This is a genomic window from Variovorax sp. P4_B10, from assembly GCF_056402375.1.
Window position 1 is genome coordinate 36150 of record NZ_JBFUHN010000020.1, and the last position, 12517, is coordinate 48666.

A 12517-nucleotide genomic window follows, 5' to 3' on the forward strand; every position below is an offset into this window, starting at 1 on the left:
GGCAAGGAAATAAGGCGCGAATGTTGTGAACATCCTGGATCGGCATGAGCGTAGCACGCACACCTCGCCTGCGGCACCCGTTGCAGCCCTGTCTCGCGAATCAGCCGGCTATCGTGTCCAGCGCCAGTTCTCGATCTCCGGCATGTCCCGGCCGTGACGGGTGATGTAGGCCCGGTGCTGCAGGAGCCTGTCGCGCAGATGCTGCTGTACATGGCCCGTGCTGTCGCACAGGCGCGGCACGCGTGCGATGGCATCGGCGGCGAGGTGGAAGCGGTCCAGCCGATTGAGCACCGTCATGTCGAAGGGCGTGGTGGTGGTGCCTTCCTCGCAATAGCCGTGGACGTGAAAGCCGGGATGGTTGCGCCGCCTGTAGATCAGCCTGTGGATCAGTGCGGGGTAGCCGTGGAACGCGAAGATCACCGGCCTGTCCGTGGTGAAGATGGCGTCGAAGTCCGCATCCGCCAGGCCATGGGGGTGTGCGGTGGGCGACTGCAGCGCCATCAGGTCGACCACGTTCACCACCCGCACCTTCAGCTCGGGCACTTTCTCGCGCAGCAGGTCGACGGCCGCCATCGTCTCCAGCGTGGGCACATCGCCGGCGCAGGCCATCACCACGTCGGGCGTGCCGCCTTCGTCATTGCTCGCCCATTCCCAGATGCCCAGGCCCGCGGTGCAGTGGCGCGTCGCGGCATCGATGTCCAGCCATTGGGGGGCGGGCTGCTTACCGGCCACGATGACGTTCACGTAGTCGCGGCTGCGCAGGCAATGGTCGGTCACCGAGAGCAAGGTGTTGGCGTCCGGCGGCAGGTACACGCGCACGACCTCGGCCTTCTTGTTGACCACGTGATCGAGAAAGCCCGGGTCCTGGTGGCTGAAGCCGTTGTGGTCCTGTCGCCAGACGTGGCTCGTGAGCAGGTAATTCAGCGACGCAACCGGCCGTCGCCATCCGATGCCGCGCGCGACCTTGAGCCACTTGGCATGCTGGTTGAACATCGAGTCGACGATGTGGATGAAGGCCTCGTAGCACGAGAAGAAGCCGTGCCGCCCGGTCAGCAGGTAGCCTTCGAGCCAGCCCTGGCAGAGATGTTCGCTCAGCACTTCCATCACGCGGCCGTCGGGCGAGAGGTGGTCGTCGCCTGGCCATACCTGGGCGGTGGTGGTCCGTTCGGTCACCTCGAACAGTGCGCCGAGCCGGTTCGATGCGGTTTCGTCCGGCCCCATCACCCGGAAGTTGCGCTCTTGCGCATTGGCGCGCATGACCTCGCGCAAGAAGCTGCCCGCGACGCGCGTGGCCTCGGCATCGACCGCGCCCGGGGCCGTCACCGGTACGGCATGTGCGCGGAAGGGCGGCATCGCCAGGTCCTTCAGCAGCAGCCCGCCGTTGGCATGCGGATTGGCGCTCATGCGGCGCCGGCCCTTGGGCGCGAGGGCGGCGATCTCGGGGCGCAGCGCGCCGCCCGCATCGAACAACTCCTCGGGCCGGTAGCTGCGCAGCCATTGAGCGAGCAGTTCGACGTGGCCCGGCTGGGCGGCAAAGTCGGTGAGCGGCACCTGGTGCGCGCGGAAGGTGCCTTCGACCTGCAGGCCGTCCACCTCGCGCGGCCCGGTCCAGCCCTTGGGAGATCGCAGCACGATCATGGGCCAGCGCGGCCGCGTGCGAAAACCGTCCTTGCGGGCGCTTGCCTGAATGGCGTGGATGCTGCCCAGCACGGTGTCGAGCACGGACGCCATCTGCCTGTGCATCTCGGCCGGCTCGTCGCCCACGACGAAATACGGCTCATGGCCGTAGCCGCGCAGCAACTGCGCCAGCTCTTCCTCGCCGATGCGTGCGAGCACGGTGGGGCCGGCGATCTTGTAGCCGTTCAGATGCAGGATCGGCAGCACCGCCCCGTCGCGTTCGGGGTTCAGGAACTTGTTGGAATGCCAGCTCGCCGCCAGCGCTCCGGTCTCGGCCTCGCCGTCGCCGATCACGCAGCAGGCCAGCAGCGAGGGGTTGTCGAACACCGCGCCGTAGGCATGCAGCAGCGAATAGCCCAGCTCGCCGCCTTCGTGGATGGAGCCGGGAGTCTCGGGCGCGACGTGGCTCGGAATGCCGCCCGGGAACGAGAACTGCATGAACAGCCGCTGCAGGCCTTCGGCGTCCTGCCCGATTGCCGGATACACCTCGCTGTAGGTGCCTTCGAGGTAGGTGTTGGCGACCACGCCGGGCCCACCGTGGCCCGGGCCCGCGATGAAGATCGCGTCGAGGTCCAGCGCGTTGATGGCGCGGTTCATGTGCGCGTAGATGAAGTTGAGGCCCGGTGTCGTCCCCCAATGCCCCAGCAGGCGCGGCTTGATGTGCGAGAGCACGAGCTTCTCGCGCAGCAGCGGGTTGTCCATCAGGTAGATCTGGCCCGCCGAAAGGTAGTTGGCGGCGCGCCACCAGGCATCGAGCAGCACGAAGTCGTCCGGAATTGCCGGGACAGGGGAGGAGGTCATGTCGAACTGCTTTCTCTTTTTGGGTGGACGGACGGACGTTCCAGTATCGGCATGCGAGCGCGCACAGGGTTGATGTCGGTCAAACCGGTAACAACCGATACAGGAGGCGTGGTCTTGTGTTGCCTTGATCCCGCGCAAAGCGGGCAGGGCGGTGCGGCGTCAGCATTCGCGTGAACGCTCTTCGGGCAAAGGACACACCATGTGCAGCGACTTCACTTTTCCGCCGGCGCTGTGCAAGGCGCATCGCAAGACCACCGCAACGCGAGGCAAAGCGTGACGCTCTCGACCATCTCCGTGCACCTCGACCACACCGAGCGGTGCGAGGTCCGCACCCGTCTGGCCGCTCGGATCGCCGTGCTGCATCGCAGCCACCTCATGGGCATCGTGCCGACCGGCGTACCAGCCGGGTGCGGCCCGGCACCTCTGCTTGCTTGCGCGGAAGACACGGCCGACGTGCTCGTCGAGGCCGCCCTGTACCTGCGCAGGCGGGCCGAAGCCGTCGCACACGTGTTTCGCAGCCGGCTGGGTCCGGCCCTGGCATCCTGCGACGCGCGGCTGGTGGATGGCGAACCTGTGCAGGCCGTCGTCCATCTCGGCCGGGCCAGCGACCTGATCGTCGTGGGGCAGGCGGACGAAGCCGCGGCCGTGGGCGACGCGGAGCGCCGACTGCCGGAGGAGGTCATGCTGAACGCGGGCCGGCCCGTGCTCATCGTTCCGCGCGCGGGCCGCATGGCGGAAGGGCTGGACAGGATCCTGGTGGCGTGGGACGGCAGCAGGGAGGCTTCGATATCGCTGCGCGGTGCCATGCCGCTGCTGCGCAAGGCGGCTCATGTCACGCTGGTTTCCCTCCTGCGGGACGGCGATGCGAACTCGGCACATGCACCGAACCCTGCTGAAATGAACGGCTGGCTGCTGCGGCACGGCATCCAGGCCAAGCTCGAGCGCATGGTGACGTCGCTGCCTCTTGCCGATGCACTGCTGGATCGCGCCGAGGCACTGGGCAGCGAACTGCTCGTGATGGGCGGCTATGGCCATGCCCGCACGCGCGAGCACTTGCTGGGCGGCGTGACACGCGGCGTGCTCGTGCAAGCCAGGATTCCAGTACTGATGGCGCACTGACGCGCGTGGCTACGGAAGCCCCCTGGCTGGTGGCTGCGATCACCGCCAACCCGGCGCGCCGGGCCTGCCGCACGATCGCACGGGCTTGATCTTCCGCAAGCCGGGAACACCGCGCGGTGCCGAGGATGGCGCCATCTCTGTTTCGCTGAACGCCATGTCGAGAAAAATCCTCCTGTTGCAGGGCCACCCCGATGCGTCGGCCACGCATTTCGGCCATTCGCTCGCCGAAGCCTACGCACGGGGCGCACAGGCGGCCGGCCATGAAGTCCGGGTCATCCGGATCGCAGAGCTGGCGTTTCCCCTGCTACGCAGCAAGGCGGCGTGGGACGCCGAGGCCGTGCCGCCGGTGCTGCAGCCGGCGCAGGATGCGATCCTCTGAGCCGAGCACATCGTGCTGTTCTTTCCTCTGTGGCTCGGCGGCATGCCCGCCATCACCAGGGGTTTCCTCGAGCAGGTGCTTCGCCCGGGGTTTGCGCTTGGACGGCCAGCGGAAGACGGCATCGGCGCGAAGCTGCTCAAGGGCCGTTCGGCGCGCATCGTCGTGACCATGGGAATGCCGGCGCTGGTCTATCGCTGGTATTTCCGCGCCCACAGTCTCAAGGCGCTGGAGCGGAACATCTTCGGTTTCGTGGGCATTGCGCCGGTCCACGAAACGCTGGTCGGCCTGGTCGAGGGCATGAACGACGCCCAGCGCGGGCAATGGCTGCGCCGGTTCGCAGTGCTGGGGCGCGAGGGCAGGTAGAAACCGTTTTGCGCGGCGATGCGGGAATCCTTGCGCTATCTCAAGAGAAGAACGCGCACGGACGCATAACGTGGCGGCATGAAAGCACTCGTGTACCGGGGCCCCGGCCTCAAATCGCTCGAAGACCATCCCAAGCCGGAGATCCAGGCGCCGGGCGACGCCATCGTCCGGATCCTCAAGACGACCATCTGCGGCACCGACCTGCACATCCTCAAGGGCGATGTGCCGACGTGCACGCCGGGGCGCATCCTCGGGCACGAGGGCGTGGGCGTGGTCGAGACCGTCGGCGCGGGCGTGACGGCCTTCCGTCCGGGCGACCATGTGCTGATCTCGTGCATCTCGTCGTGCGGCAAATGCGAGAACTGCCGCCGCGGCATGTATTCGCACTGCGCCACCGGCGGCTGGATCCTCGGCAACACCATCGACGGCACGCAGGCCGAGTACGTGCGCATTCCGCATGCGGACACCAGCCTGTACCCCGTCCCGCCCGGCGCGGACGAGGAGGCGCTGGTGATGCTCAGCGACATCCTGCCGACCGGCTTCGAGTGCGGCGTGCTCAATGGCAAGGTCGCGCCCGGCAGCACGGTGGCCATCGTGGGCGCCGGGCCGATCGGCCTGGCCACGCTGCTCACGGCCCAGTTCTATTCGCCATCGCAGATCATCCTGATCGACCTGGACGACGGCCGGCTCGAGGTTGCGCGCCGCTTCGGCGCGACGCACACGATCAACAGCACCGACGGCAAGGCCGCCGAGGCGGTGCTCGCGCTGACCGGTGGCCGCGGCGTCGACGTGTCGATCGAGGCGGTCGGCATACCGGCCACCTTCGTGCTGTGCCAGGACATCGTGGCGCCCGGCGGCACCATCGCGAACATCGGCGTTCATGGGCATCCGGCCGAGCTTCACCTGGAGCGGCTGTGGTCGCAGAACATCGCGATCACCACGCGGCTGGTCGATACGGTGTCGACGCCGATGCTGCTGAAGACGGTGCAGTCCCACAAGGTGGACCCGGCCCAGTTGATCACGCACCGGTTCACGCTGGACCAGGTCCTGGACGCCTACGACACTTTCGGGCGCGCCGCCGAGACGCATGCGCTCAAGGTGATCATCGAAGCGTAGGGTTCGGCGCGCATCGGACTTTTCCGACCAGCGGATCTGCCGTTTCGACGGCGGCGGAAGCGCGTGCTGAAGCATTCATTTGATCGCCATCAATACCCGAGCGCTTCCGGTGCTCGAACATCTGCCTGACGTCCATGTACTGCGCCGCATGCGGCGCACCACCTTGCGGAGGCATCCATGAATTTCAAGACCATCCTCGTTCACCTGGACCACTCGGTCCGCAGTCCCGCGCGCGCCGCGATGGCGGCCCTGTGGGCGCGGGCGCACGAGAGTCACCTGGTCGGGCTGGTGCCCACGGGACTCTACGACGGCGTGATCCCCGCCGATGCCATCGCCACCGGCATGACCGACTACATCGCCGAGTCGGCCGACTACCTGCGCCAGCGCGCCGAAGCCATCGCACGGGAGTTCAGGGAAAGCATCGCCGGGTCGGGGCCCCTGTCGTACGAGGTGCGGCTGGTCGACGGCGTGACGGCGGACGCCGTGGTGCGGTACGGGCGGGCGAGCGATCTCGTGGTGCTCGGGCAGAGCGACGACTCGAACCGGAGAGACACCACGGTGCACGGGCTCGCCGAAGACGTGCTGATGGAGGTCGGGCGGCCGGTGCTGGTCGCGCCTTCGGCCGGCGTGTTCGAGGGGAGCCCGAAGCGCATCGTGGTGGCCTGGGACGGTTCGCGCGAATCCGCCGTGGCCCTTCTGGCCGCGTTGCCGGCGCTGCGGCGCGCCGCGCGCGTCACGCTCGTGTCGCTGCGCCATCCGGACGAGGAAGACAACGCGCAGCGGCTGCTGGTGCCGGACATGATCCAGTTCCTGCTGCGGCACGGCGTGCAGGCGCGTGCCGAGTCCGAAGTGACCGAGATCGACATCGCGGACGCGCTGCTGTCGCGTGTCTCGGACCTGAGCGCCGATCTGCTCGTGATGGGCGGCTACAGCCATTCGCGCCTGCGCGAGCGGATCCTGGGCGGCGTCACGCGGCAGATCCTCGCGCAGATGACCGTGCCGGTCCTGATGGCGCATTGAGGTGTCTGGCCGCGCGTGGGTCCTGCTTTGACGGAGGTCAAGGTTGCGGCGGCCGACGGTGGCACGCTCGACCAAAGCCACCGAGGAACCGCCGTGCCCGACAACCCGCCTGCGGGCCTGACCGACGACGAAGCCGCGCAGCGCCTGCATCGCGACGGTCCGAACGTACTGCCGTCCGTGTCCCGCAGGGGATTGGCCCGCATTGCCTGGAATGCGCTGACGCAGCCGATGTTCTTGCTGCTGCTGGCGACTGCCGCGCTGTATGCGCTGCTCGGCAGCCTGGGCGACGCCGGCATGCTCGCGCTCTCGGTGCTGCTGGTGGGTGGCCTGTCGATCTACCAGGAGCAGCGGACCGAGCGCGTGCTCGAGGCGCTGAAGGACCTCTCCAGCCCGCGCTGCACGGTCGTGCGCCAGGGGCGTGCGCTGCGCATCGCGAGCCGCGAGCTGGTGCGCGGCGACCGCCTGCTGGTGAACGAGGGCGACCGGTTGTCCGCCGATGCGCGGATCGTCGAGGCCGTCGGGCTGCAAGTCGACGAATCCCTGCGCACGGGCGAATCGATGCCGCTGGGCAAGCACGCGGACGGTGAAGGCGAGACCGGCCGGCTCTTCGCGGGCAGCCTGGTGGTGCGCGGCGACGGCGTGGCCGAGGTGACCGGCACTGGCGCCCACACCGCGCTGGGCGCCATCCACCGCTCGATCGCGCAGCTTGTTCCCCGCGCGAGCCGGCTGCAGGATGAACTGCGTCGGCTGGTGGGACGCGTCGCATGGCTCGCGGCCTTCACCTGCGTCGTCGCGGCGACCGTGTTCGCGCTGCGCGAAGGCTCATGGACGCAAGGCCTGCTCGTCGGGCTGACCCTGGCGATGTCGCTGATCCCCGAGGAATTCGCCGTCGTCTGGAGCGTGATGCTGGCGCTCGGCAGCTGGCGTCTTGCGCAGTCGAACGTGCTGACCCGCCAGCCGCAGGCCATCGAGGCGCTCGGCACCACCACGGTCCTGTGCGTGGACAAGACTGGAACGCTGACGCGCAACCGCATGGCGCTCGCGGTGCTGCACGACGGCGAGTCCGAATGCAATCCGGGCGCGGGCGAGTCGGCCCCGCGCCTTCGCCGCCTGCTGTCGGGTGCACTGCGCGCCAGCAGCACGGGCGGCGTCGAGCCCATGGACCATGCGGTGCGCGCCACCGCGCAAGCCGCAGGCCTGAGCGGCGGCGATGCGGGCTGGACACCGGGCCCGCGCCGGGGCATCCGTGACGGCGCGCCCTATGTCGTGCACTGGTGGCACGCACCCGGCGAGCCCGGGCAGACGGTGGCGGTCAAGGGCGCCGCGGAGGCCGTGCTCGCGCTCTGCGATGCCGATCCGGTGCTCATGCAGCGGCTGCGCGAAACCGCCGACAGGTGGAGCGCCGGCGGCCTGCGGGTGCTCGCGGTGGCCGAGGGGCATGCCGCGCAGGCCGGCGACGACGCCGCGCTGCCTGGCGGGCTGCGCCTGGCACCGCTGGGCCTGCTCGGTTTCACGGACCCCTTGCGCGAGGAGGTGCCCGGCGCCATCGAGGAATGTCGGCGTGCGGGGGTTCGCGTGGTGATGATCACCGGCGACGCGGCCCTCACGGCCCGGTCGATCGCGCGGCAGGCCGGTCTGGTCGACGGCGGCGAGGCGCAGGTCATGACCGGCAAGGCGCTGGCCACGATGGACGACGAGGCGCTGCGCCGTTGCGTGCGCGAGGTGCAGGTGTTCGCACGGGTCGATCCGGCGCAAAAGCTGCGCATCGTGCGAGTTCTTCAGCAGCAGGGCGACATCGTGGCGATGACTGGCGACGGCGTGAACGACGCGCCGGCCCTCAAGGCGGCCGATATCGGCGTCGCGATGGGCCAGCGTGGCACCGACGTTGCGCGCGAAGCCGCCTCGCTGGTGCTGCTGGACGACAACTTCGCCTCGCTGGTCGAGGCGGTGCGCGCCGGAAGGCGTATTTTCACGAACCTGCGCAAGGCGCTGGGGTATCTCTTTGCGGTGCATGTGCCGATCGTCGGCGTGGCGCTGATCCCGGTCGTGATGGGCGGCCCGGTGCTGCTGCTGCCGCTGCACGTGGTGCTGCTCGAGCTGTTGATCGACCCGGCCTGCTCGCTGGTGTTCGAAGCCGAGCCGGCGTCCGACGACAGCATGACGGTGCCGCCACGGCATCGGGACGATGCATTGTTCTCGCTGGCTTCGGCAGCCCGTGCGTTCGCGATGGGCGCGCTGGTCTTCGTCGGCGTGGCACTGGTCCAGTGGGGCTTCCGCGCGCAGGGGGCCACGCACGAGGAGTTGCGCATGGCAAGCCTTGGATCGATCGTGCTCGGCAACCTGCTGCTGCTTCTGTGGTTCCGCAGGGCCGGTGTCCGGCTTGCGCACACCAACACGGTGTTCCATGCGCTGCTGATCGGTGTGTGCGTGGTCTGGGGCCTGCTGACGGGGGTGCCTGGCGTGGGGGTGGTGTTCGGCCTGCCGGATGCATCGTCGCCGTGGGCCTTGTGGGTCGTGTTGCCCGCGGGCTGGGCGCTGTGGCGCCTTTTCGCTGTTTCTCGCGGTCATTGAATCGCCAACACGCCATATGGACACTACACTGGTCAACGCATTGCGTGAAGAACTCCGCCGGGAGACCGGGCAGCCGGTCGCACTGGTCGAGACGCACATCTCCTGGGTGCTGCTGACGCAGACGTTCGCCTGCAAGCTCAAGAAGCCGGTGCGCCTGCCGTTCCTGGATTTCGGCAGCATCGAGGCCCGCAAGCATTTCTGCGACGAAGAACTGCGCCTCAACCGGCGCTTCGCCCCCGCGCTCTACATCGACGTGGCGCCGGTCTGCGGCACCCGCGATTCGCCGCGGATCGGCGGCGCCGGCACGCCCATCGACCATGTGGTCCGAATGCGGCGGTTTCCGGAGTCGTCGCTGCTGCGCGACCTGCTGGTGGCGGACCGGCTCCAGCCCGGGTGGCTGGAAGGCTTCGCGCAACGGCTGGCGGCGTTGCACGGGGCCGCGGAGTGCGCGACGCCGGCGTCCGGCTTCGGCAGTCCCGAGCTGATCGTTCGTGCGGCGACGGACGTGCTGGCTGCGTTGCGGGCACAGGCCGACGACAGCCGCCTCGCCGCGCTGGGCACATGGATTCGAGAGCAGGGCCGGGCGCTGCGCATGGCCTGGATCGCCCGCCAGCACGGCGGGGCCGTGCGCGAATGCCACGGCGACCTGCACACGGCCAACGTGGTCCTGCTCGACGGCGCGCTCGAGCCCTTCGACTGCATCGAGTTCGACCCGGCGCTGCGCTGGATCGACGTCATGAGCGACATTGCCTTCGTCACCATGGACCTGAAGGCCTACGGCCGCAGCGATCTCGCATTCCGTTTCCTGGACGCATCGCTGCAGCACAGCGGCGATTACCCTGGCCTGCGGGTGTGGCGTTTCTACGAGGTGTACAGGGCATTGGTGCGGGCCATGGCCTCGGGCCTGTGCCCGCAGGCGCCGGACGCCGATACCCGACCCGACTACCTGGCGTGCGCAGGGCAACTGGCGACGCAGCCGGAAGGAGGTGCCCGCCTGATGATCACGCACGGCTTCTCGGGTTCGGGAAAATCAAGCCTGGCCTCGCAGTTGCTGTGCGCCGCGGGCGCCGTTCGTGTGCGCTCGGACGTGGAGCGCAAGCGCCTGTACGGTCTCGATCCGCTGGCACGCTCCGCCGACCTCGGGCTCGACATCTACGGCGCGCAAGCGACCCGGCGGACGTTCGAAAGGCTGCACGCCTGCGCGCGCGACGCGCTGCTGGCGGGCTACCCGGTGATCGTGGACGCGGCCTTCCTGCGCAGTGCCGAGCGACGCCGCTTCGAGACTTTGGCAACCGAGCTCCGCGTGCCTTTCACAATCCTGGATTGCCGCGCCGACGCGGCCACGCTGCGCCGCCGCGTGGCCGATCGGGATGCGGCGGGCACGGACGCCTCGGAAGCCGGGCTGGCAGTGCTGGAGCGCCAACTGGAAAGCCACGAGCCACTGGACGCCGACGAACGCGCCCTGGCCATCGAGGTTTCCACGCAGGACACCGTGGAGATCGCGCTGGTCGAAGCGCGCTGGCGCGCCGCGACCCTGAGCCGCCGCAAGGACGACGACGATTGATGCGGCGTTCCCGCCTCAGTGCCGCAGGCGTGCTTCCACCGCCGTCTGGCAGGCCGCGCAACGGATGGCGGTGGGCTGCGCAAACAGCCGCGCACGCGGGATTTCCGCGCCGCAGTCTTCGCAGATGCCGTAGCGCCCGCCCGCCATGCGTGCGAGCGCCTGATCGATCTCTTCCAGCCTGGCGCGATCGATCTCGATCTCGGCAAAGCGAACGTCGTCGGCGCGTTCGGCCTCGGCCTCGTCGGCATGGGTCTTCACTTCATGCTGGCTCTCGGCCGACATGCGTTGGGCCGCAGGCGCCGAGGCGCGGAGTTCGTCGAGCACCTGGCGCTTCAGCATGTCGAGTTGCAGGTGCAGGTCGCGGCGGTCGTTGGTGTCGAGGTGTCTCATGGTGTGTCCTTGCGATGGAATGGCTGCAACGAGGCGGCGCGTTCGCGGTCAGGAGCGGTTGCGACGCGGCGCCGGAAGACGGACCGCCACATAGGCCAGCCGGCGGTCGCGCATGACCAGCAGCGCGACGGTGTTTCCGGGAGCGATCCGTGCCAGGCCTTGCCTGAAATCGTCCAGGCGATGAAGCTTCACCGTGTTCAGGGCCACGATCACGTCGCCGGCACGGATGCCTTCGCTGCGTGCAGGGCCGGCGGCTTCCCGCACCATCAAGCCGCTGTCGATGTGCAACTGCTGTCGCTGCGCGGGCGACAGATCACCCAGGCTCAGGCCCAGGCCGTCGTTCCATTCGGGCACCGCGGCCGCGAAGGATGTGCCGGGGAGCGCAGGCTGTGCCGCCAGCGAAACCTGGAGCGTGCGGGGCGCGCCGTGCCGCCACACCTCGAGCTGCATGCGGCTGCCGGGCTGGCGTTGTGCGATCTGCTGCGGAAGATCGGAAAAATGCGCGAGCGGCTTGCCGTCGAAGGCCAGCACCGCATCTCCCTGCGCAAGGCCCGAAGCCTCCGCCGGGCCGCCTGCCTCCACGCGGACGACCAGGGCGCCGGTCGCCGCCGGCAGGCCGAAGGACTGGGCCAGGGCGGGCGTCAACTCCTGGAACTCCGCACCCAGGTAGGCCCGGCGCACGGCGCCGTGTTCGCGCAGCTGTCCGGCGATGCGCATCGCCAGGTTGATCGGCACCGCGAAGGACAGGCCCATGTAGCCGCCGCTGCCGCTGTAGATCATCGAGTTGATGCCCACGACCTCGCCCCGGCTGTTGAACAGCGGACTGCCCGAGCTGCCCGGGTTGATGGCGACGTCGGTCTGGATGAAGGGAATCTCGCCCGCACCGCCGATCACCCGCCCGACTGCGCTGACAACACCCGCCGTGACACTGCCGTGGAACCCGAAGGGCGAACTGATCGCGGCCACCCAGTCGCCGGGACCGAGTGTCGAAGAGTCGCCGATGACGGCCACGGGCAGGGCGGTCGCATCGATCTTCAGAAGGCCGACGTCGGTGCGTTTGTCAACACCGACCACGTGTGCTGTGAAACGGCGCCCGTCGTCGAGTTGCACCTGAGCCTCGTCGATGTTCGTGACCAGGTGGGCGCTCGTGAGGATCAGCCCGTTGCTGTCGATGATCACGCCCGAGGCGAGGTCGCGGATCTGGCTGATCCGGACGCTCGCCGGCAGGGGCCAGGCGAGGCGGTCCGCGAAGTCGCGCTCCGGGGCGATTTCCAGCTCGATGCCTTCCGAACTCTCGTCGCGTCCGATGCGCAGCGTGCTGATGTCGACCACCGATGTGCTGCGGCTGGCGACAAGGGATGAAAAGCCGGGTGCGGCGTGCGCCACCGCCGGCGTTGGCCCGGTGGCGCAGGCGCCGAGACCGCCGCTGCAGACGAGCAGGACCGCCAGACAGGCGACACGGCGGCGCAGGCATCCCAGGACGTGGGGAGGGGCGGTTGCGTTGGGCGTGTTCACGT

At 68.9% G+C, this 12517-nt stretch carries 10 protein-coding genes; 7 read left to right on the forward strand and 3 right to left on the reverse strand.

The annotated features are described in order from the left end of the window. Window positions 1-108: 108 nt before the first annotated feature. Entirely contained in the window at window positions 109-2478 is a 2370-nt protein-coding gene (locus tag AC1DXX_RS11975; protein ID WP_478134414.1) for a phosphoketolase family protein, read from the reverse strand. 201 nt (window positions 2479-2679) lie between these two features. On the opposite strand from AC1DXX_RS11975, the gene AC1DXX_RS11980 reads away from it, so the two are divergent. The 7 genes from AC1DXX_RS11980 to AC1DXX_RS12010 all read left to right on the forward strand — a co-directional run bounded on the left by AC1DXX_RS11980 (window position 2680) and on the right by AC1DXX_RS12010 (window position 10610). After that, window positions 2680-3597, forward strand: coding sequence for a universal stress protein (locus tag AC1DXX_RS11980; protein WP_478134415.1), 918 nt, complete (start codon window positions 2680-2682; stop codon window positions 3595-3597). Window positions 3598-3682: 85 nt separating this feature from the next. Further along, window positions 3683-3976, forward strand: coding sequence for an NAD(P)H-dependent oxidoreductase (locus tag AC1DXX_RS11985; protein ID WP_478134416.1), 294 nt, complete (start codon window positions 3683-3685; stop codon window positions 3974-3976). A 12-nt stretch (window positions 3977-3988) separates the two neighbouring features. Beyond that, complete coding sequence (locus tag AC1DXX_RS11990; protein ID WP_478134418.1) at window positions 3989-4339, forward strand: NAD(P)H-dependent oxidoreductase; 351 nt, start codon at window positions 3989-3991, stop codon at window positions 4337-4339. 78 nt (window positions 4340-4417) lie between these two features. Next, window positions 4418-5455 carry a zinc-dependent alcohol dehydrogenase family protein gene (locus tag AC1DXX_RS11995; protein WP_478134419.1) on the forward strand — a complete coding sequence of 346 codons (1038 nt, stop codon included), beginning with the start codon at window positions 4418-4420 and terminating at the stop codon, window positions 5453-5455. A 177-nt stretch (window positions 5456-5632) separates the two neighbouring features. Then, complete coding sequence (locus AC1DXX_RS12000) at window positions 5633-6475, forward strand: universal stress protein (protein ID WP_478134420.1); 843 nt, start codon at window positions 5633-5635, stop codon at window positions 6473-6475. Window positions 6476-6568: 93 nt separating this feature from the next. Then, window positions 6569-9046 (forward strand): cation-translocating P-type ATPase, encoded by a 2478-nt coding sequence (locus tag AC1DXX_RS12005; protein WP_478134421.1) that lies wholly within the window; start codon window positions 6569-6571, stop codon window positions 9044-9046. A gap of 16 nt (window positions 9047-9062) precedes the next feature. Further along, window positions 9063-10610 (forward strand): bifunctional aminoglycoside phosphotransferase/ATP-binding protein, encoded by a 1548-nt coding sequence (locus AC1DXX_RS12010; protein ID WP_478134422.1) that lies wholly within the window; start codon window positions 9063-9065, stop codon window positions 10608-10610. Window positions 10611-10625: 15 nt separating this feature from the next. Here the strand turns inward: AC1DXX_RS12010 and AC1DXX_RS12015 are convergent, their stop codons facing one another. Both AC1DXX_RS12015 and AC1DXX_RS12020 read right to left on the reverse strand, forming a co-directional pair. Beyond that, window positions 10626-11000 carry a TraR/DksA family transcriptional regulator gene (locus AC1DXX_RS12015; protein ID WP_478134423.1) on the reverse strand — a complete coding sequence of 125 codons (375 nt, stop codon included), beginning with the start codon at window positions 10998-11000 and terminating at the stop codon, window positions 10626-10628. A gap of 48 nt (window positions 11001-11048) precedes the next feature. Beyond that, window positions 11049-12515 carry a trypsin-like peptidase domain-containing protein gene (locus AC1DXX_RS12020; protein ID WP_478134424.1) on the reverse strand — a complete coding sequence of 489 codons (1467 nt, stop codon included), beginning with the start codon at window positions 12513-12515 and terminating at the stop codon, window positions 11049-11051. Window positions 12516-12517: the final 2 nt, after the last annotated feature.

Coding starts and splice junctions, on each gene's coding strand:
- AC1DXX_RS11975 (WP_478134414.1), bottom strand. CDS start 2,478: ATGACCTCCTCCCCTGTCCCGGCAATTCCGGACGACTTCGTGCTGCTC.
- AC1DXX_RS11995 (WP_478134419.1), top strand. CDS start 4,418: ATGAAAGCACTCGTGTACCGGGGCCCCGGCCTCAAATCGCTCGAAGAC.
- AC1DXX_RS12000 (WP_478134420.1), top strand. CDS start 5,633: ATGAATTTCAAGACCATCCTCGTTCACCTGGACCACTCGGTCCGCAGT.
- AC1DXX_RS12010 (WP_478134422.1), top strand. CDS start 9,063: ATGGACACTACACTGGTCAACGCATTGCGTGAAGAACTCCGCCGGGAG.
- AC1DXX_RS12015 (WP_478134423.1), bottom strand. CDS start 11,000: ATGAGACACCTCGACACCAACGACCGCCGCGACCTGCACCTGCAACTC.